Genomic DNA, 19,704 nt, shown 5'->3' on the forward strand with positions numbered 1-19,704 from the left:
TCATTCTCCAATTTTCAGTTCCGCGACGAAGTCATAGGCATCGGCGCGATAATGCGAACGGGTATATTCGACGATCCGGTCGTCTTCGAGATGCGAGACGCGCTCGATAAGCAGTGCGGGCGCGCCCCGATGCACGCCAAGCAGGCGGGCTATGCCGGGATCGAGCGTGACCGCCGTCAGGCGTTGCAAGGCGCGTACCGGCTTGTGGCCGCGCCGCGCCAGAGCGCCATAAAGCGAGGTTTCATCGACGCGGTCCTGATCCAGAAAATGGCGTGGAACCACCGCGCGTTCAAAAGCCATCGGCACTCCGTCGGCGAGACGCAGGCGGTCAAGCCGCACCACGGTCGTATCGACACCGACCCCCAGCCGGAAAGCTTCGTCCGGCGATGGCCTGTCGACCTTGTTGGTGACGACGCGCGCGCCCGGCTCCTTGCCGCGCGACAGCATGTCCTCGGAAAACGAAGTCAGGCGCCACAGATGCTGGCTGATGCGTGCCGGGCGCTCCGCGACGAAGGTGCCGCTGCCGCGCCGCGCTTCCACCACGCCCTGTGTCAGCAATTCCTTATAGGCATTGCGAACGGTGATACGGCCGACGCCAAGCTGCTCCGCCAGATCGCGCTCCGGCGGTAACCCGACGGCGGGCGCAAGCTCCCCTTCCTCGATCAACTCACCGAGAATGCGTGCGAGGTTCCGGTAAAGCGGTCCCGTAAGCTGCGGATCATGCAGGCCGCGCTCTTCAATCGCCGTGATCAATGTGGTTCTATTCATAACTTACATAATAGAACCTATATAGAACCAATGGCAAGTGACAATCTCATGAAAAAAGCCCGGTCGTAACCGGGCTTTTCTGTTAGTGCGATGGCGAAGCAGTATGTGCCTCGGCTGGTGGCGCATCGCCGTTGCGTTCCGGCTCCTTGATCCGGAACCAGGCGACATAGAGAGCGGGCAGGAAGAGGAGCGTGATTGCCGTGCCAGCGATGATGCCACCCATCATGGCATAGGCCATCGGTCCCCAGAACACTTCACGCGCGATGGGGATCAGCGCCAGGCTTGCTGCCGCCGCCGTCAGGGCAATGGGGCGCATTCGGTGCTGGCTCGCCTGTGTCACTGCATCCCATGGGTGCATGCCCTCGATGATATGCTCCTCGATCTGCACGATGAGGATGACCGAGTTCCGGATGAGAATGCCGACCAGCGCCAACACGCCGAGGATCGCCACGAAACCGAGCGGCTTGCCGCTTGGCAGCAAAGCGGCAACGACGCCGATCAACCCGAGCGGTGCCACAGCCACCACAAGGAACAGCCGCTGAAAGCTCTGCAACTGGATCATCAGGACGGTTGCCATGACGAACAGCATCAGCGGAACGACCGCCGCAATTGGTCCCTGGCTCTTGCCGCTTTCCTCCACCGTACCTGCCGTCTGGACATCATATCCCGCTGGCAGCTTGTCGGCGAAGGTCTTGATGGCTGGTTCCAGATCCTTGACGATCGTATCAGGCATCGTCTTGTCGATGATGCCGGCGGCAACCGTGATGGTGGGAATACGCGACCGACGATAGATAACCGGCTGCTCCAGCTCATACCGGAAATTCGCAATCGCCGCCAAGGGCACCGAAGTCCCGTTGCCGGTTGCGATCTGGAGGCTCTGGAGCGTATCGATCGAATCCCGTTCCTGCTTCTGCGCCCGTGCGATCACGTTGATCAGGTAGATGGAATCCCGCACCTGCGTGATCGTGATCCCGCCAACGATACCGTTGAGGGTCGTTGCAATATCCTTCGACGAAATGCCGAGCTTTCTCGCCTTGTCCTGCATCACATCGACGCGAATGACCCGGCCAGGCTCGTTCCAGTTGTAGTTGACGACGCCGAGCCGCTTGTCCGCACTCAGGATACCGGCAAAATCCTGCGCGACACCCCGCAGCTTCTGGATGTCCGGTCCCGAAATGCGATACTGCACCGGACGCCCTACCGGCGGTCCAAGCTCCAGATATTTCACATAGACGTCCGTACCGACATAGTCCTTGCGCAGCACCTCGTTGAACTTGTCGCGGAGCCTGTCGCGCGCTTCAATGTCCTTGGCAACGACGACCATCTGCCCGAAATAGGGGTTCGCCGGCTGCACATCGAAGGATAGGATGAAGCGGATAGCCCCTTGCCCGATATAGGTGCTCCAGTGATCCACATCGGGATTATCCCTGAGCATCGTCGCTTCGAACTTTTCCATCTGCGCTCTGGTGTCGGTGATGGAACTGTTCTGCGGCAGCGTCCAGTCGAGCACCAGTTCCGGGCGGTCCGACTGCGGGAAGAACTGCCGTTCGATGAAGCCCATCCCGAAAACCGACACGGCAAAAAGTGCGATGGTCGCGATGATCGTGATCCATTTATGCCGCATGGCCGCGAGCAGGACCTGCGAGAATATTTCGAAGAAGCGGCTTCGCTTTTCTTCATGCGCCTTCATTTTCTTCGGCAGGAAGGTGACCCCCAGCAAAGGCGCAAACAGCACTGCCACGATCCACGAGACAATCAGCGAAACCGCAATCACCACGAACAATGTGAACGTGTACTCACCGGCCTGGCTGCTATTGAGCCCGATCGGTATGAAGCCGGCAATGGTCACAAGCGTGCCCGTGAGCATCGGGAAAGCTGTACTGGTATAAACGTAGGTCGCCGCCTTGTTGATCGGATCGCCTGCCTCCAGCCGCGCGACCATCATTTCCACCGCGATCATCGCATCATCGACCAGAAGGCCGAGCGCAATGATCAGCGCACCGAGTGACACGCGCTGCAGCGAAATATCCAGCAGCGACATTGCCAGGAAGGTGATCGCCAGCACCAGCGGGATCGACAGCGAAACGACAAAGCCCGCTCGAACGCCCAGGCTGACGAAGCTCACCGCCAGAACGATGACGACAGCCTCGAACAGCGCTCTGGTAAAGCCGGAAACCGCATCCTTGACGACTTCGGGCTGATCCGCGACCTTGAAGACATTCACGCCAACGGGAAGTTCCTGCGTCACCTGGCTCATCATCTTGTCAAGCGCCGCACCAAATTCCAGCAGATTGCCGTTCGGCTTCATGCCGATGCCAAGGCCGATGGCGTCCAGCCCGTTCACCCGGAAAATCGATGTCGGCGGATCGACATAGCCACGCGTGATGGTCGCCACATCGGAAAGGCGGAAGAAGCGATCATTGACGCGCAAATTCACCGCGCGCAGGTCGGCTTCCGACGTGAATTGCCCGCTGACACGCACGCTGATGCGTTCCGGACCGGCTTCCACGACACCGGAAGGCGTGATGGCGTTCTGGTCCTGCAACGCTTGCAGGATTGCCTGCTGGTCCAGTCCGAGCGCCGCAACCTGACGTGTGGAGAATTCCAGATAGATCGCCTCGTCCTGCGCGCCGATCAGCTCGACCTTGCCTGCATTCGGCAAGGTGAGAATTTTCGCCCGCGTGCTTTCGGCATAGTCCCGCAGCTGCCGCATCGAAAGACCATCCGACGTGAAGGCAAAGACATTGCCGTAAACATCGCCGAACTGGTCGTTGAAATATGGCCCGAGAACGCCTTGAGGCAGCGTGTTCTGAATGTCGTTCAGAAAGTGACGCACCTCGGTCCATGATTTTTTGACCTGTTCGGCGCGCGCGGTATCTTTCAAAAATACGAAAACGACCGATTTACCCGCCGTCGTTATGCTGCGGGTATAGTCGAGCGTATCGAGTTCCTCTAGCTTCTTTTCCAGCCGGTCCGTAACCTGATTGAGCGTTTCCTCAACGGAGGCTCCGGGCCAGTTGGCCTGCACGACCATCGTCTTGACGGTAAATTCCGGGTCTTCCTCCCGGCCGAGATCGATATAGGAAATAAAGCCCGCGACTAGAAAGACGAGCATGAAGTACCAGACCAGGGACCGATGGTTCAGAGCCCAGTCAGACAGATTGAATCCTTTCTTCACAGACCCGTTCCTTTCGCGTCCAGGCGGACTTTCTGTCCTTCCTTCAACTCATTCACACCGGCAATCGCAACGTAGCTTCCGATATCGACACCCTCGGCGACAAAACTGCCGCCGCGCCGCTCGATAACCTGCACGTCGTGAAGGGAAACCGTCTGTTTGCTGGGGTCGATGACCCAGATTCCGGTCTTGCCGTTTTCTTCGTGCAAGGATTGGATCGGGATCGTTACCAGGTTCTGTTCGGGTGCAGCCATCGCCGCCCGGATCGTCGCGCCGAGGCGAAAGCCGTCGGGCGGATTGTCGAGGGCAATGCGCACGCGCCGCGTGCGCGTCTGGGCGTCCGCCTGCGGGGCGACCTCACGCACGGTCCCCTTTCCGGTGACAGTCGGGTCGGCCTGAAGCTGCACATTGAATGGCGTGTCCCTTTCAAAATATTGCGTCATGCTGTCGGGAATATCGAGGACCGCTTCTCGAACATCCGGACGTGCGACCGTCATCACGGTTTGTCCCGCGGCGACGACCTGCCCCACTTCGGCGCTCGTTGCGGAAATGACGCCATCGTAATCCGGGCGCAACACGGCATAGCTGCGCTGATCCTGCGCCTTTTTCAGACCCGCCCGGGCCTTCTCGAGCCCTGCGTGAGCGCTGTCCCGCGCCTGCCTTGCCGCATCATAATCGGCCTGGGAAACATTATTGCCCTTCAGCAGGATACGCTGGCGCTCCTCGCTTGCCGAGGCGTTGGCAAACTGTGCTTCCGCGCTCGCCAGATCGGCCCGTGCGGACTGGACGGCAAGATCGAGATTGGCAGGATCGAGCATGGCCACCATCTCGTCCTTCTTTACAAGATCGCCCACCTGAACAGGCCGATTGATGATCCGGCCCAGCACACGAAAGGCAAGATCGGTGGAATAACGAGGCTCGATCGTACCGGCAAAGCCCGTCTGCGTTACAGGCTTGGGCTCGACCACCATGTAAAGAACCGGACGCGCGACGTCCGAATCCGCCTGCTTGTCTTCTTCCTTGCCACAGGCGCTAAGCAGAACCGCCGCGCCAAGCAGGGCGACATAACCCGCCGCGCGGATCGTGGGAAACTGGATTGCCGTTTTCATTGTGCAACGAGCCCTTCCTGTTCCGGCATGATCTCGGCCGGTTCGCCGGAGCGCAGCATCTGCGCGCCCTTGGTGACGATCAGCTCGCCTTCCTGTAGCCCGCTCTCAACGAGTAACCGGCCTTTTTCGTAGGCGAGCACTTTGATCGGGACCAGCGTTGCCACTTTCGAATCCTTGGAGAGCCTCCAGACAGCCGTGCGTCCGGCATCCGAAGTCATCGCGCTCCATGGCAGAACGACGACCTTCACACTTTCCATATGAACCGTGCCCGTCACCGTGGCGCCCAGCGCCATCTGGTGCGGGGTTTGAGCTATCCCGACCTTGACCCGCACAGTGCCGGTCTGCGCATCGACCACCGGCGAAATTTCGCGGATCTTTCCTTCGGCGCTTATCGAAGCATCGGAGAGAAGGGAGATCGTTACACCCATCCCGATCTTGGCATGGTTGACCAGCGTTTCCTGCACGTCGAAGACCGCATCGCGCGGACCGTCCTCGGCAATCGAAAACGCCGTCTGCGCCGCCTGCACCACCTGACCGGCCTCTACATTGCGCGCAGTGATCACGCCTGAAACAGGCGCCTGCAACTCGGTGTAGGACAGTTCGTCGCGCGCGTTGTTGAGCTGGCTTTCCGCACTGGCAAGGGCGCTTTGCGTCGTCTGAAGGTTCTGGGTTGCCTGATCATAGGTGCTGCGCGTCGTAAACCCTTGCGACAGCAAGGCCTTCTGTCGCGCAAAGTTGGCTTCCGCCTGCACCAGCTGCGCCTGCGCGGCATCCTTGGAGGCTTGCGCAACGCGCAGATTAGCCTGCTGTTCGACATCGTCGATACTGGCGAGGGGCTGTCCCTTTTCCACATGCTGGCCGACTTCGACCAGACGCTGAACGACCTGACCGTTCAGCCGGAACGATACATTGACAAGCGATCGCGCCGCTATCGACCCGGATAATGTCAGCTTTGGCTGATAATCACTGGCGACCGCTTTGACCGCCGCCACCGGGACGACATTGAGTTCATCCGCCCGCGCCTGAAACGTTGCGCCCGGCACAAGCAGCCCCATGCAGGCAAGAATTATGGCGGCCATCCCGAAACGGGGAAAAACGTGCCGGTTCACAACGCGCCCTCCTCTATTCCGCAAACCGTAAACAAATGAATTTACTGCCATTTACACGAATCTCGCTGGTTCGGTTCGTTTGAGAGTGCAACGAAAGCCACGCACGCGAAAGCGGCGTCGTAAAAGATATGGTTTCATATTTCTCGCTGTCAAAATCTCTTCGGAAATGTTTACACCAAACAATTGGGCGGCTTTTGCCTTTCATCAGAAAATTTATAAGTAAAAATGTAGGTACGAGCAGAGTTTGAAGAAATGTTCCGGGAATACCGGCGATTGCCTCCTACCCTTGCACCTCCCGGACAAGCCTTTGCCCGGCAGCGTTCAATTCATAACGTGTGCGCTGCGTGCGCGGATCGCGCTGCCTGATCCGCACATAACCATGGTCCTGCCCGAGCACTGAAATTTCCCGGAGCACGAGAGCATGGGCAACGCCCAGCAACCGCGCAAAGGTTCGGCTGTCTGAGGCGATATCCAGCGCCAGCCCAGCCACAATCCCGGCACCGAGCGTGGTAAGATTGCCGGACGCAGCCATAAGAGCATCGACGAACGCCATATATTCCGCCTCGCTCTCATCCATCATGCGGCAGCCGACTTCAGGGGACGGAACGAAACAATCACCGACTTTGAGGTCGGCGTGTAGCTTTCATCACCGGAACTGGCGAGCGGCACCAGCACGTTCATTTCCGGGTAGTAGCCTGCAATGCAGCCGCGCGGAATATCGTAGGGCACGAAGCGGAAATCGCGTGCAATCCGCTCCACGCCGTCATCGAACTCGCCAATAATATCAGCCCGGTCGCCGGCCTCGACGCCGAGATCGGCCATGTCGTCGGCATTCATGAAGACGACCTGCCGTTCGCCATAGACACCGCGATAGCGATCATCCATGCCGTAGATGGTGGTGTTATACTGGTCGTGGCTGCGGAATGTCTGCAATACATAGCGTCCGGGCGTGCCGCGCGCTTGCTGGTGCTCCACGGATTCCGGCAGGGCGCCGGCCCAAAACGTGGCCTTGCCCTTCGTCGTGTTCCATTCCAGTTCCCGGGCGGAGTTGCGCAAATGGAAGCCGCGCGGTACCCGCACGCGCTTGTTGAAGTCGTAAAAGTCTGGCAATACGCGGGCAATACGGTCGCGGATGAGATCATAATCGTCGGCAAGTTCCAGCCAATTGACCGGCTGCGGCCCAAGCGTCGCCTGAGCCATGCCTGCAATGATCGCCACTTCCGAGCGCAGATGAGCAGATGCAGGCGCATTGATGCCGCCCGAGCCGTGCACCATGCTCATGGAATCCTCCACCGTCACGATCTGCGCAACACCCTTGGAGTTGAGATCGATTTCAGTGCGTCCGAGGCACGGCAGGATGAAGGAATCCTGCCCCGGCACCAGATGCGAATGATTGAGCTTGGTTGCGATATGGACCGTCATGCGCTGGCTGGAGAGCGCTTTCGAGATGAGCGGGCTGTCCGGCGTCGCCCGTGCAAAATTGCCGCCAAGGCCGATAAAGGCCTGAGCCGATCCGTCGAGCATCGCGCCGATGGCACCCAGAACATTATGCCCCGGCTCGCGCGGAACGTTGAAGCCGAACTCCTTTTCCAGCGCATCGAGAAACGCGACCGGAGGCCGCTCGTTGATGCCAACGGTGCGGTCGCCCTGCACGTTGGAGTGGCCGCGCACCGGACAGAGGCCCGCGCCCGGCCTGCCGATATTGCCGCGCAGCAGCATGAAATTGGTGATTTCCCGGATCGTGATAACCGAATGGCGGTGCTGGGTGATGCCCATCGCCCAGGTGCAGATGACCCGTTCGGATTGCATGTAGATCTGCGCCGCGCGTTCGAGCGACTGCCGCAGAAGACCGGACTGATCCTCGATCTCCTCCCATGAGGTGGCGTCGACAGCCGCACGATAGGCTTCCAGTTCCGCCGTATGCGTGCTGAGAAAGGCCCTGTCGAGAATCGATGGCTTGCCTGCGGCGAGCGCTGCATCGTCTGCCGCGAAAACCGCCTTGGCCATACCGCGGAAAGCGGCGAGGTCGCCGCCAAGACGCGGCTGGAAATAATCGCTTGCTATGGCTTCGCTGCCGCCATGCAGCATTTCAAGCTTGTTCTGCGGATCGGCAAACCGCTCCAGCCCGCGTTCACGGATCGGATTGAAAACGACAATGCGCGCGCCGCGTTCAGCCGCACGGCGCAGATCGCCCAGCATGCGCGGATGATTGGTGCCCGGATTCTGACCGACGACGAAAATGGCGTCTGCCATTTCGAAATCTTCCAGAAGCACCGTGCCCTTGCCGACACCGACCGACTGCTTCAGCGCCACACCGCTTGCCTCGTGGCACATATTGGAGCAGTCGGGGAAATTATTGGTGCCGTAGGCGCGCACGAACAATTGATAGAGGAACGCAGCCTCGTTGGAAGCACGGCCGGACGTATAGAACTCGACGCGGTTCGGACTGTCGAAGCTCTTGAGAATATCGCCGATGGTCTTGAAAGCCTCGTCCCATTCGATGGCTTCATATTGATCGGTCGAAGCGTTGTAACGCATCGGATGGGTCAGGCGACCGGTATTTTCCAGATCGTAATCCGTCCAGCTACGAAGCTTGGAAACCGTGTGTTCGCGGAAAAAGGCCGGTGTCGTGCGCCGGTCGGTCGCCTCCCAGGCGACAGCCTTCACGCCGTTCTCGCAAAACTCAAACGAAGAGCCATGTTCCGGATCGCCCCAGGCGCAACCGGGGCAATCGAACCCGTCAGGCTGGTTTGCCTTGAGAAGCGTGCGTGCGCCTGAGAGTGGAGCGCCGCTGGCGAGCAATTGCTTGCCGCAGCTTTTCAATGCGCCCCATCCACCCGCAGCAGCGGATCGCTTGCCGATGAAACCGGTTTTGGTGGCCTTGCTCATCCGTTACCCTCTAACCCGATTGCGGGCTCAGTTGCAGGAACGCCTTCTCTGATCGGCAGGAAGTTGCCTTGGGCGTGTGGCATTACCATAAGAGGAATTAGCCGGTCCTTCAATTAACCGCGAGGCAATTGTTATTCGATACTTGTTCGTACTTGATTTCAGCCGCGCGATCCGTCATGCGATTGGTCAAGAAAAATTACCACAAGGGGTGGGATAGATGCCCAACATCGTTGAAATCGCCGATCTGAAGCGGCTTGCCCAGCGCCGCGTCCCCAAGATGTTCTTTGATTACGCGGATTCTGGCGCCTGGACCGAGTCGACCTACCGCGCAAACGAGGACGACTTCAAGAAGATCAAATTGCGCCAGCGCGTTCTCGTCGACATGACAAACCGCTCGCTGGAAACGACGATGATCGGTGAAAAAGTGTCCATGCCGGTGGCTCTCGCCCCAACGGGCCTGACCGGCATGCAGCACGCTGACGGCGAAATGCTGGCAGCGCAGGCAGCCGAAGCCTTCGGCGTTCCCTTCACCCTTTCGACCATGAGCATCTGCTCCATTGAAGACGTTGCTTCGGTTACCAAGAAGCCGTTCTGGTTCCAGCTCTATGTGATGAAGGACCGCGACTTCGTGAAGAACCTGATCGGCCGCGCCAAGGCTGCGGGCTGCTCTGCATTGGTGCTGACGCTCGATCTCCAGATTCTGGGCCAGCGCCACAAGGATATCCGCAACGGCCTTTCCGCCCCGCCGAAATTTACGCCGAAGCATATCTGGCAGATGGCGACCCGTCCGGGCTGGTGCCTTGGCATGATGGGCACCCAGCGCCGCACCTTCCGCAACATCGCCGGTCACGCCAAGAACGTCACCGACCTTTCCTCGCTCTCCTCCTGGACCGCGGAGCAGTTCGACCCACAGCTCAACTGGAACGACGTTGCGTGGATCAAGGAGCAATGGGGCGGCAAGCTCATCCTCAAGGGCATTCTCGACGCCGAAGACGCAAGAATGGCGGCGAAGTCCGGTGCAGATGCTATCATCGTGTCGAACCATGGCGGACGCCAGCTCGACGGCGCGCCATCTTCAATCTCCATGCTGCAGCCGATCGTTGATGCTGTCGGCGACGCGATCGAAGTTCATGTCGATGGCGGCATTCGTTCCGGCCAGGATGTGCTGAAAGCCCGCGCGCTAGGCGCGCAGGGTGTCTTCATCGGCCGCCCGTTCCTCTACGGCCTCGGCGCGATGGGCAAGGACGGCGTAACGCTGGCGCTTGAGATCATCCGCAAGGAGCTGGATGTCACGATGGCGCTCTGCGGTAAGCGCGACGTCAACGAGATCGACAAGTCGATCATCCATTCCATTAACTTTTGACGATGTTTGGAGCCGGCCCCGTGCCGGCTCCTATACTTTAGCTATTACTTATACAATATCGCGCCAGACGCGAATTCTAGTAGAAAATACACCGCAGGGTTACTTAATAACCAAGTGTTAAACATATCTCTTTACCATATCCGGCAATGCGGCTTGTGAGCCGATTTTCTGTTCGGATTTGGAGTGGGAACCGATGAAGTGCATTTCCGCCATTGCCATCGTGGCTGTCAGTCTGATGGCGGGATCGAGTGCGGCCTTTGCCGCTGATATAATTGCAGAGCCTGTTATTGAGCCAATGCCGGAACAGGTCAATGCCTCCGGCTGGTATATCCGTGGCGACCTCGGTTACAATTTCAAATCCAGCACGGGCGGCGAGTGGAACTTCTGGAACCAGTTCGATCCACCCTATCGCGGCATTGACGACACGCTGCGTTACGACGATTTCAACCTCAAGGCAGGCGCAACCTATGGCGTGGGTGTCGGCTATCGCTTCACCGACACATTCCGCGCCGATGCCACGCTGGACTACTTCCGCGCAGGCATCAACGGGCGCACCCCCTGTCCGAGCTATGTGAAGTCCGGGAAGGGGCTCAATCCGGTCGAGGACAATTGCAACTACGAGGATTCGTCCACGGCCAATATCTGGACGGCCATGGCCAATGCCTATGTCGACCTGCCGCGTACCGGCCCTGTCACGCCTTATCTCGGCGCGGGTCTTGGTGCTGCCTATGTCAGATATGACGACTGGAAATCCCATGAAGTCTGCGCTGGCTGCACCTATTCCAGCGAAAAGGGCGGACTGGACAGCTGGCGTTTTGCAATGGCTCTCATGGCCGGCGTCAGCTATGACCTGACCGAACAGCTCAAGCTGGATGTTGGCTATCGCTATATGCGTATCAATGGCGGCAAGGCCTATGGATACGATGCGGACGACCGCAACACCAACCCTTACGGCAGCGCCGAAGGACCGGGCGCCACCGGAACGCAGGCCAAGGACAACGGCTTCAACATGCACACGATCCGCGCCGGTCTGCGTTACGAATTCCGTTAAGCATCGTGCTCACGTGAATAGCAAAGCCCGGTTCAGCCGGGCTTTCTTCATTTCAGCCGCGTGAAACCGGCGCTTTCGACAATAGCACCGTGCGGATGGCGAAACTGGAATGAATGCGCGCGACACCGGGCAATCGCGACAGGATTTCCTTGTGAATGACCTCATAGGCCGCAGCATTTTCAGCTTCGACGCGCAGAATGTAATCTGCATCACCCGTCATGAGATAGCACTCCTGCACTTCGGGATGCCGCCGCACCGCTTCCTCGAAACGGTTCAGAAATTCCTCCGTCTGCCGGTCGAGCGTAATGCGCACGATGGCGACCAGCCGCTCATCGCCACCGGATGAGCCGACGATGGCCGTATAGCCACGGATAACGCCGCTTTCCTCCAATATCTGCACCCGTCGCAGACAGGCGGACTGGGAAAGCCCCACCTCGCTGGCCAGCTGGCTGTTGGTCATGCGCCCGTCACGGCGCAGGCAACGGATGATGTTGCGGTCTATACTGTCGAGCGTTGCCATGAATAATCTTCAACCGAAAAGCTAAAATATGCGCAAGTTGTGCGGAAATTCGCATAATATGCGATAAATAGCAAAAACATTCGAATAGTCTTCGATTAATATATGAGCAAGCTGTGGGTGTGAGGAGCGGCCGGGTTTCTCCGCCGGGGCTTTATACGCTCTGGGCGGCGCGCGATCCATATCGTCAGCGGCTTTCAGGCGTTCTCATTGAGTAGTCGGAGGCTTGGAAAGAACCGCGTAAATGGTTGATATGGCGATGCAATTTTCACAGGACGAGCGTGACCTTGCCGCCGGCGGCGTCTTGACAATCGATCTTGCGGCGCTGCGGCACAATTATTCGGCCATTGCCCGTCATATCGCGCCCACGCGCGCCGCTGCTGTCGTGAAGGCGGATGCCTACGGCCTCGGAGCCAGCCGCGTTGCCCCGGCCTTTTACGATGCCGGTTGCCGTGATTTCTTCGTCGCCCATCTTGGCGAGGCCATTGCGCTGAAGCCGTTTCTCCAGCCCGATGCGACACTTTACGTTCTGAACGGTCTTCAGCCGGGAACGGAAGAAGCCTGCGCTCGCGACGGCATCCTGCCGGTGCTGAACTCACTCGAACAGATCGAAAACTGGGGGGCACTCGCCGCCAGACAGGGCAGAAAGCTGCCTGCCCTTCTGCAACTCGATACCGGCATGTCGCGTCTTGGCCTCTCCGCCAGTGAATTCGAGCGCCTTCTGGAAAATTTCGCGCTTCTGGACAATATCGATATCAAGTTTGTCATCAGCCATCTGGCCAGCGGCGACGAGCCAGAAAATGCGGCAAACGCGCGCCAGCTTGCCAATATGACGGCCCTGCTTGTGCGACTGCCGAAACTTCCGGTTGCCTTCGCCAATTCCGGCGGCAGCTTTCTTGATAAATCCTATCATTTCGACCTCGCCCGCCCCGGCGTTGCGCTTTATGGCGTTGGGCCCGAAAATGAGGTCGTTCCTGTCCTCACCCTGTCGGCACGTGTCATTCAGGTGCGCGATATCGACAAGGGAGCGGCGGTTGGCTATGGCGGCACCTATGTCGCTGAAGGCCCGACGCGGGTCGCGACCATTGCGGTGGGCTATGCCGATGGCTGGTTCCGCTCTCTCAGCAACAAGGGTTCTGCCTTCTTTGGCGATACGCGCCTGCCGATCATCGGTCGCGTCTCGATGGACTCGATCACGCTCGACGTCAGCGCATTGCCGGAAGGCACGCTGAAACTCGGCAGCCTTGTGGAACTGATTGGTCCGCACCAGCGTCTCGAAGACGTGGCACGCGACTGCGACACCATTCCCTATGAAATTCTGACTGCGCTCGGCAACCGTTATGCACGTGTCTACGTGGAGAGCGGCGCGAGCGACATAAAAGCATAAGACAAGAGGCGAACATGCAGATCACCATCCTCGGCAGCGGCGTCATCGGCGTTACGACCGCTTACTACCTCGCCAAGCTCGGTCATGAGGTAACCGTTGTCGACCGCGAAGAAGGCCCGGCACTGGAAACGAGTTTTGCCAATGCCGGCCAGGTTTCGCCCGGCTACGCCTCGCCCTGGGCTGCTCCCGGCATCCCGTTCAAGGCCGCGAAATGGCTGTTCCAGAAGCACGCGCCGCTCGTTCTGCGCCCGACCTGCGATCCGGTCCAGTACAGCTGGCTCCTGCAGATGCTCGCCAACTGCACCGACAGCCGCTACAAGATCAACAAGACCCGCATGGTGCGCGTGGCCGAATATGCGCGCGATTGCCTTGTCGATCTGCGCAAGGATACAGGCATCGAATACGACCAGCGCATGCAGGGTACGCTCCAGCTGTTCCGCGAACAGTACCAGCTTGACGGCATCGGCAAGGACATTGAAGTGCTGCGCCAGGATGGCGTGCCGTTCGAAGTGCTCGACCGCGAAGGCTGCGTCAAGGTGGAACCGGCGCTTGCGCATGCGAAGGACAAGTTCGTCGGTGGCCTGCGCCTGCCGCATGACGAAACCGGCGACTGCTTCAAATTCACCAATGCGCTGGCAAAGATTGCCGAAGGGCTTGGCGTGAAATTCCGCTTCGGCGTCAACATCAAGTCACTGCTGATGTCGGGCGGCAAGGTTTCCGGCGTCGAGACTTCGCAAGGCATTCTGACTGCCGACCGCTATGTGGTTGCGCTTGGCAGCTACACGCCTGCACTGGTCAAGTCGCTCGGCCTCAACGCCCCGATCTATCCGGTGAAAGGCTATTCGATTACTGCGCCGATCATCAATGAAGAACGCGCCCCGGTTTCGACCGTACTCGATGAGAGCTACAAGATCGCCATTACCCGCCTCGGCGACCGCATCCGTGTCGGCGGCATGGCGGAAGTGTCGGGCTTCACCAAGGATCTGCCTGCCGCGCGCCGCGCAACGCTGGATCTGTCGGTCACCGACCTGTTCCCCGGCGGCGACCTGAAAGCTGCAACCTTCTGGTCGGGCCTGCGCCCGATGACACCGGATTCCACGCCGATCATCGGTGCAACGCGCTATGACAACGTGTTCATCAATGCCGGTCATGGAACGCTTGGCTGGACCATGTCGTGCGGTTCCGGCAAGCTGCTCGCCGACCTTATTTCCGGCAACAAGCCGGATATCCGGGCGGACGACCTTGGCATTTCCCGCTACGAATAAGAAAATGCCTGTGCGCCGTCAAAAACTTGGCGGCGTGCAGGCGCTGACGATTTCGCACGGCACCAAAACTTCCTGAACCCAAATTCTGCTGCAATCCCGTGTCTCATTGGATGCGATCTTGCCGCGTTGATTCTGGTCGGGAAACTTGCATGAGACGAGTGTATAAGTTCACTGGCCTTTTTCTGGGTCTGATAGTTGTTGCAGGTGTTCTGTACGGTGGAAAAGGATACTTGGACGCTCTGTCGGATGCGCCGGAATTACGTCAACGCGCCGATGCATTAATAGTCCGGGGACAGGGAGGAAACTCGCTCGGTGGGGAACATCTGGCGATATTGCTTGCTGTAGAAGACCCCAATTTCGCCAACCACATTGGCGTTGATTTTTCCACGCCCGGAGCAGGCGCGACGACAATCACCCAATCGGCATCCAAACGCCTTGCTTTCAAAGAATTTCATCCCGGCCTCGGCAAGATTCGGCAAACCGGTTATGCATTGGGCCTCGAAAGCCGACTTTCAAAGGAACAAATCCTTGCCCTGTGGCTCGATACTCTGGAAATGGGTGAAGGTCCTCAAGGATGGATGACTGGTTTCAATAATGCCAGTTCCCTGATTTATGGGCGAGCACCTGCCGAATTGAACAACCTGGAATTCATGCGGCTGGTTGCCGTTCTCATCTCACCGGCGTTGTATAAACTGAGCGAGAAAGACACTGCTCTCGATGAGCGTGTCGGACGAATAGAACGTCTCGTAGCAGGCAAGTGTGCAGCCAAAAGCCATGGCGACGTCTGGCTCGAAGGATGTCGGCAACCTTCCGATGGTTAACTGGAAGTTATACCGTTTGCCTCCCTCTGACTAAAAACTTGGCGGCGTGCAGGCGCTGACGATTTCACACGGCACCGGGCCAACGCAACGAAACCGGTGCGGCAGCTTCGAGGAAAAATAATAGGCATCGCCCGGCCCCAATATGCGGCGTTCGGCTCCAACCGTCACTTCAATGCGGCCTGAAATGACGATGCCTCCCTCCTCGCCCTCGTGCATCAAAAGCACTTTGCCCGTGTCGGAACCGGGCTCGTACCGCTCCTTCAGCATCTGCAGCGAACGTGAAAATAGGTGGTCCCCCACCTGCCGGTAGGAGATCGGCCCCTTGCCGATTTCCACAAGCTCCTCCGCCTGATAGAATACCTTGTGCGGCGCATCCGGTTCGAGCGCGAAAAACTCGGCCATGCCGATGGGAATTCCGTCGAGAATGCGCTTCAATGCGCCGACCGACGGGTTGGACTGATTGGCTTCGATGAGGGAGATGGTCGAATTGGTCACGCCTGCCCTTTTGGCAAGCTCGCGCTGTGACAGATTCTGCCGCATGCGCACATAACGAAGCCTCCCGCCGATATCGATGCTCATCGAACCTTCCCTTCATGTTTATGATGTTCGATATAGCACAAACCCGATAATTATCCCACATGAAAACAATAGCTTAATATCCTGAAGAAAAGGACTTGTTGCCCTTCGCAAAGCATGTCCTGCTACCCCCAAACAGGAGGACACCATGCTCACCAAAACCAACGCGCCAAGCCTTGAGAATTTCTGGATGCCGTTTACCGCAAACCGGCAGTTCAAGGCAGCGCCTCGCCTGCTCGCAAGTGCTTCGGGCATGTACTACACCGACACCGACGGCAATCAGGTTCTGGACGGCACGGCAGGTCTGTGGTGCTGCAACGCCGGTCATGGCCGCAAGCGCATTACCGAAGCGGTCGAACGCCAGATTTCCACCATGGATTTCGCGCCCACGTTCCAGATGGGCCACAACGTCGCCTTCGACTTTGCCGAAAAGCTAGCCGCCATTGCGCCCGGCGGACCGGATGCGAAGCTCGACCGCGTGTTCTTCACCAATTCCGGCTCGGAATCGGTCGACACCGCACTGAAGATCGCCATCGCCTATCAGCGCGCCATCGGACAGGGCACCCGCACCATGGTTCTGGGTCGCGAAAAGGGCTATCACGGCGTCGGTTTCGGCGGCATTTCCGTCGGCGGCCTCGTCAATAACCGCCGCGTCTTCCCGCAGATTCCCGCCGATCACCTGCGCCACACGCTCGACATCGAGAAGAACGCCTTCTCCAAGGGCCTGCCTGCGCATGGCATCGAACTGGCGGATGATCTGGAACGCCTGGTGCAGCTGCATGGCGCGGAAAAGATCGCTGCCGTCATCGTTGAACCGATGTCCGGTTCGGCTGGCGTCATCCTGCCGCCGAAGGGCTATCTGGAGCGCCTGCGCGCCACGGCTGACAAGCACGGCATCCTGCTGATCTTCGACGAAGTCATCACCGGTTTCGGCCGCCTCGGCACGCCGTTTGCCGTCGATTATTTCGGCGTTGTGCCTGACCTCGTGACCACCGCCAAGGGCCTTACCAATGGCGCCATCCCGATGGGCGCGGTCTTCGCCGGCCGCAAGGTGCACGATGGCCTGATGACCGGTCCGGAAAACGCCATCGAGCTTTTCCACGGCTATACCTATTCCGGCCATCCGGTCGCCTCCGCTGCCGGTCTCGCCACGCTGGAAGTCTATGCCGAAGAGGGTCTCCTGACCCGCGGTGCGCAGCTTGCCGACCACTGGCAGGAAGCGTTGCACTCGCTCAAGGGCGCTTCGAACGTCATCGACATCCGCAACCTCGGTCTGGTCGGCGCCATCGAGCTTTCATCGCGCGAAGGTGCACCGGGTGCCCGCGCCTATGACGTCTTCGTGGATTGCTTCAAGAAGGGCCTGCTGATCCGTGTCACCGGCGATGTGATTGCCCTTTCGCCGCCGCTGATCGTGGAAAAGGAACAGATCGACACGATCGTTTCCATCATCGGCGACGCCATCAAACGCGCAGCCTGACCAACACCCAGGTCATGCTGCCTTTTAGCCGCCGCTGTTCCCCTGCGGCGGCTTTTTTCCACTCCACTTATCCCTGCGAGGGCGTGAAGTTCGCCACCAGCGCATGGCTGTCTCCGGGATAGGTAAAGCGAACATGCGTCACCGGCTGGTCAGCGTTCCACGTCTGGCGTTCGATCACCAGACAGGGCGAACCCAGCGGAATACCGAGCATGCCCGCATTTTCCTGCGTGGCGGCAATTGCGCGGATGGAGTGTTTTGCGCTGCTCCACGGAACGCATGAAACCAGCCAGGGGCCGGGCGAATTTTCGGCAAAGTCTGTTGACGCCGCCGTTGGAACCGCATCCAGACTGATGATGCGCTCCTCCAGGGCAAAGACGCGCTTGCCCGCAAAGTGACGGCAGACAAGTTCCACCAGCGGCGTATGGCGCGGCATATCGATATGCCTTGCGTCGGCTGGCCCGCTCAACCGCTCGCGCCGGCTCGTCAGTTCGAACCGATAGGCGACGCCAAGCGCCGCCACCTCATCGCGAATATCGTGGATTTCGAGGATTGCCGCCTGCGACTGCGGAAAGGAGACGAAGCTTCCCGACCGGCGCTTGCGCTCGATCAGGCCCGCCTTGGCAAGCTGGGTCAGCGCCTTGTTCACGGTCATGCGCGAACAGCCGTACTGTTCCGTCAGTTCATGCTCGAACGGGATGCGATGGCCGGGCAGCCACTCCCCCGACAGAATGCGCGATTCGATATCGTCCAGAATACGCTGATGCAGCGAAAGCGCCGGTGTTTCCTTTGCGATCGAATCTCCGCCAGCCATGCCGTCTCCTGTCAGGCGAGTAATTCGCCTATGGTTTTCTGGAAAGCACGCTCGGCTTCATCGCGCAAGCGGTGACGCCCGCCTTCCACCTGTTTAACGCCGCGCACCCATACATCGTTGATATGGGCGCGACCGCCGAAAATCCAGCCGTCCAGCACTGCGTCGCCTTTTGCATGCGGCAGACGCCCCGCATCAAGCGCAACGAAATCGGCTGAAGCGCCAATTTTCAGGCCATCGCCGGCGCGTCCCATGGCGATATTGCCGCCCGCAACCGCGCCATCGAACAGCGCACGCCCGGTCGATCCTTCGTTTTCGGCCAGCACATTGCGAGCGCGATGGAACAGACGCTGCGAATATTCGAGTTGTCGCAACTCGTCGCCAATGCCGATCAGCACGTTCGAATCCGAGCCTATGCCGAACTTGCCACCGGCAGCGGCAAACACCGTCGCGTTGAAAGTGCCGTCGCCGAGATTGGCTTCCGTCACCGGGCAGAGACCGGCAATCGCACCCGCCTCGGCCATATGCTTCGTTTCATCGTCGGTCATGTGGGTGGCATGAATGAGGCACCAGCGCGACGACAGGTCCTGATTATCGAGCAACCATTCGACCGGGCGCTTGCCCGACCAGGCGATGCAGTCCTCCACTTCCTTCACCTGCTCGGCCACATGGATATGCACCGGCGCATCGGGCAGAAGCTGCGTAACGACCTTGAGTTCATCCGGCGTGACGGCGCGCAAACTGTGCGGCGCAACACCCAGAACAGCGCCATCGAAACCCGCCAGTGCCTGTTTGCAGCCTTCCAGCAGTCGCGCAAAGCGCTCCGGATCGTTGATGAACCGGCGCTGGCCTTCATTGGGAGCCGCGCCGCCAAAGCTCGAATGCGCATAAAAGACCGGCAGGAGCGTCAGGCCCATGCCCGCCCTTTTGGCAGCGGAGACAATGCGATCCGCCATTTCGGAAAGATTGGCGTAAGGCGCGCCATCACGATCATGGTGCAGGTAATGGAATTCGCCGACGCGCGTAAATCCAGCCTCCAGCATATCGACGTAGAGGCGCAGCGCCACGGTTTCCGCCTGTTCCGGCGACATGGTGAGCGCGAATTTATACATGATCTCGCGCCAGCTCCAGAACGAATCGGCGGACGGGCCGCGCCGTTCCGCAAGCCCTGCCATGCCATATTGGAAAGCGTGGCTGTGCAGGTTCGGCATGCCCGCGATGACGACAGCATGAGGCTCATCACCCGGCTTCACGGACGAACCCGCTTCGAGCGACACGATCTTTCCATCAGCAATGCCGATCCGCACGTCGTCGGCCCAGCCGCTCTCGAAGAGCGCCTGACCGGCATGGACAAAACGTGTTTTGAGCGTGGCATCTGACATGGATAAG

General features: G+C 59.2%; 16 protein-coding genes. 6 read left to right on the forward strand and 10 right to left on the reverse strand.

Annotated features, from left to right (window positions below; all coding sequences use genetic code 11):
• From ACOWVS_RS17195 to ACOWVS_RS17220, 6 genes are all read right to left on the reverse strand, one after another.
• Complete coding sequence (locus ACOWVS_RS17195) at positions 1–768, reverse strand: GntR family transcriptional regulator (RefSeq protein ID WP_006467481.1); 768 nt, start codon at positions 766–768, stop codon at positions 1–3.
• 82 nt (positions 769–850) lie between these two features.
• On the reverse strand, positions 851–3,946 hold the full coding sequence (locus ACOWVS_RS17200) for an efflux RND transporter permease subunit (RefSeq protein ID WP_075042085.1): 3,096 nt from the start codon (positions 3,944–3,946) through the stop codon (positions 851–853).
• Positions 3,943–5,052 (reverse strand): efflux RND transporter periplasmic adaptor subunit, encoded by a 1,110-nt coding sequence (locus tag ACOWVS_RS17205; RefSeq protein ID WP_063620668.1) that lies wholly within the window; start codon positions 5,050–5,052, stop codon positions 3,943–3,945. Before ACOWVS_RS17205 ends, ACOWVS_RS17200 begins: the two co-directional genes overlap by 4 nt.
• Positions 5,049–6,212 carry an efflux RND transporter periplasmic adaptor subunit gene (locus ACOWVS_RS17210; RefSeq protein ID WP_063620667.1) on the reverse strand — a complete coding sequence of 388 codons (1,164 nt, stop codon included), beginning with the start codon at positions 6,210–6,212 and terminating at the stop codon, positions 5,049–5,051. The genes ACOWVS_RS17205 and ACOWVS_RS17210 overlap by 4 nt, the downstream gene beginning before the upstream one ends.
• Positions 6,213–6,441: 229 nt before the next feature.
• Positions 6,442–6,741, reverse strand: a complete 300-nt coding sequence (locus tag ACOWVS_RS17215) for a hypothetical protein (protein ID WP_063620666.1) — start codon at positions 6,739–6,741, stop codon at positions 6,442–6,444.
• Complete coding sequence (locus ACOWVS_RS17220; RefSeq protein WP_063620665.1) at positions 6,738–9,050, reverse strand: FdhF/YdeP family oxidoreductase; 2,313 nt, start codon at positions 9,048–9,050, stop codon at positions 6,738–6,740. The genes ACOWVS_RS17215 and ACOWVS_RS17220 overlap by 4 nt, the downstream gene beginning before the upstream one ends.
• Positions 9,051–9,267: 217 nt before the next feature.
• On the opposite strand from ACOWVS_RS17220, the gene ACOWVS_RS17225 reads away from it, so the two are divergent.
• Positions 9,268–10,413 (forward strand): alpha-hydroxy acid oxidase, encoded by a 1,146-nt coding sequence (locus tag ACOWVS_RS17225; RefSeq protein ID WP_063620664.1) that lies wholly within the window; start codon positions 9,268–9,270, stop codon positions 10,411–10,413.
• Between the two features lie 193 nt (positions 10,414–10,606).
• Positions 10,607–11,464 (forward strand): outer membrane protein, encoded by an 858-nt coding sequence (locus tag ACOWVS_RS17230; RefSeq protein ID WP_063620663.1) that lies wholly within the window; start codon positions 10,607–10,609, stop codon positions 11,462–11,464.
• Positions 11,465–11,516: 52 nt separating this feature from the next.
• Here the strand turns inward: ACOWVS_RS17230 and ACOWVS_RS17235 are convergent, their stop codons facing one another.
• Positions 11,517–11,984 carry an Lrp/AsnC family transcriptional regulator gene (locus ACOWVS_RS17235; protein WP_021587044.1) on the reverse strand — a complete coding sequence of 156 codons (468 nt, stop codon included), beginning with the start codon at positions 11,982–11,984 and terminating at the stop codon, positions 11,517–11,519.
• A 241-nt stretch (positions 11,985–12,225) separates the two neighbouring features.
• On the opposite strand from ACOWVS_RS17235, the gene alr reads away from it, so the two are divergent.
• From alr to ACOWVS_RS17250, 3 genes are all read left to right on the forward strand, one after another.
• The gene (gene alr, locus ACOWVS_RS17240) at positions 12,226–13,368 is read left to right on the forward strand and encodes an alanine racemase (RefSeq protein ID WP_063620662.1); all 1,143 of its coding nucleotides are present in this window, start codon (positions 12,226–12,228) and stop codon (positions 13,366–13,368) included.
• A gap of 14 nt (positions 13,369–13,382) precedes the next feature.
• Positions 13,383–14,633 carry a D-amino acid dehydrogenase gene (locus tag ACOWVS_RS17245; RefSeq protein ID WP_006467491.1) on the forward strand — a complete coding sequence of 417 codons (1,251 nt, stop codon included), beginning with the start codon at positions 13,383–13,385 and terminating at the stop codon, positions 14,631–14,633.
• Between the two features lie 230 nt (positions 14,634–14,863).
• Positions 14,864–15,454 carry a transglycosylase domain-containing protein gene (locus tag ACOWVS_RS17250; RefSeq protein ID WP_245670661.1) on the forward strand — a complete coding sequence of 197 codons (591 nt, stop codon included), beginning with the start codon at positions 14,864–14,866 and terminating at the stop codon, positions 15,452–15,454.
• Between the two features lie 30 nt (positions 15,455–15,484).
• Here ACOWVS_RS17250 and ACOWVS_RS17255 read toward each other — a convergent pair whose 3' ends face one another.
• Positions 15,485–16,033, reverse strand: coding sequence for a cupin domain-containing protein (locus ACOWVS_RS17255; protein WP_006467492.1), 549 nt, complete (start codon positions 16,031–16,033; stop codon positions 15,485–15,487).
• Positions 16,034–16,178: 145 nt separating this feature from the next.
• Here ACOWVS_RS17255 and ACOWVS_RS17260 point away from each other — a divergent pair, with 145 nt between their 5' ends.
• The gene (locus ACOWVS_RS17260; protein WP_063620660.1) at positions 16,179–17,507 is read left to right on the forward strand and encodes an aspartate aminotransferase family protein; all 1,329 of its coding nucleotides are present in this window, start codon (positions 16,179–16,181) and stop codon (positions 17,505–17,507) included.
• A gap of 67 nt (positions 17,508–17,574) precedes the next feature.
• On the opposite strand, the gene hutC is transcribed toward ACOWVS_RS17260, so the two are convergent.
• Entirely contained in the window at positions 17,575–18,318 is a 744-nt protein-coding gene (gene hutC, locus ACOWVS_RS17265) for a histidine utilization repressor (RefSeq protein WP_006467494.1), read from the reverse strand.
• An 11-nt stretch (positions 18,319–18,329) separates the two neighbouring features.
• The gene (locus ACOWVS_RS17270; protein ID WP_075042084.1) at positions 18,330–19,697 is read right to left on the reverse strand and encodes a formimidoylglutamate deiminase; all 1,368 of its coding nucleotides are present in this window, start codon (positions 19,695–19,697) and stop codon (positions 18,330–18,332) included.
• Positions 19,698–19,704: the final 7 nt, after the last annotated feature.

This window comes from Brucella sp. IR068, from assembly GCF_049065885.1.
In the GTDB taxonomy this organism is placed as follows: Bacteria; Pseudomonadota; Alphaproteobacteria; order Rhizobiales; family Rhizobiaceae; genus Brucella; species Brucella intermedia.

Excerpts from the sequence above, each read along its gene's own strand:
- ACOWVS_RS17245 (WP_006467491.1), top strand. The coding sequence starts at position 13,383 with ATGCAGATCACCATCCTCGGCAGCGGCGTCATCGGCGTTACGACCGCT.
- alr (WP_063620662.1), top strand. The coding sequence starts at position 12,226 with ATGGTTGATATGGCGATGCAATTTTCACAGGACGAGCGTGACCTTGCC.
- ACOWVS_RS17210 (WP_063620667.1), bottom strand. The coding sequence starts at position 6,212 with ATGGCAGTAAATTCATTTGTTTACGGTTTGCGGAATAGAGGAGGGCGC.
- ACOWVS_RS17220 (WP_063620665.1), bottom strand. The coding sequence starts at position 9,050 with ATGAGCAAGGCCACCAAAACCGGTTTCATCGGCAAGCGATCCGCTGCT.
- ACOWVS_RS17230 (WP_063620663.1), top strand. The coding sequence starts at position 10,607 with ATGAAGTGCATTTCCGCCATTGCCATCGTGGCTGTCAGTCTGATGGCG.
- ACOWVS_RS17270 (WP_075042084.1), bottom strand. The coding sequence starts at position 19,697 with ATGTCAGATGCCACGCTCAAAACACGTTTTGTCCATGCCGGTCAGGCG.
- hutC (WP_006467494.1), bottom strand. The coding sequence starts at position 18,318 with ATGGCTGGCGGAGATTCGATCGCAAAGGAAACACCGGCGCTTTCGCTG.
- ACOWVS_RS17255 (WP_006467492.1), bottom strand. The coding sequence starts at position 16,033 with ATGAGCATCGATATCGGCGGGAGGCTTCGTTATGTGCGCATGCGGCAG.
- ACOWVS_RS17195 (WP_006467481.1), bottom strand. The coding sequence starts at position 768 with ATGAATAGAACCACATTGATCACGGCGATTGAAGAGCGCGGCCTGCAT.
- ACOWVS_RS17260 (WP_063620660.1), top strand. The coding sequence starts at position 16,179 with ATGCTCACCAAAACCAACGCGCCAAGCCTTGAGAATTTCTGGATGCCG.
- ACOWVS_RS17225 (WP_063620664.1), top strand. The coding sequence starts at position 9,268 with ATGCCCAACATCGTTGAAATCGCCGATCTGAAGCGGCTTGCCCAGCGC.
- ACOWVS_RS17235 (WP_021587044.1), bottom strand. The coding sequence starts at position 11,984 with ATGGCAACGCTCGACAGTATAGACCGCAACATCATCCGTTGCCTGCGC.
- ACOWVS_RS17215 (WP_063620666.1), bottom strand. The coding sequence starts at position 6,741 with ATGATGGATGAGAGCGAGGCGGAATATATGGCGTTCGTCGATGCTCTT.
- ACOWVS_RS17205 (WP_063620668.1), bottom strand. The coding sequence starts at position 5,052 with ATGAAAACGGCAATCCAGTTTCCCACGATCCGCGCGGCGGGTTATGTC.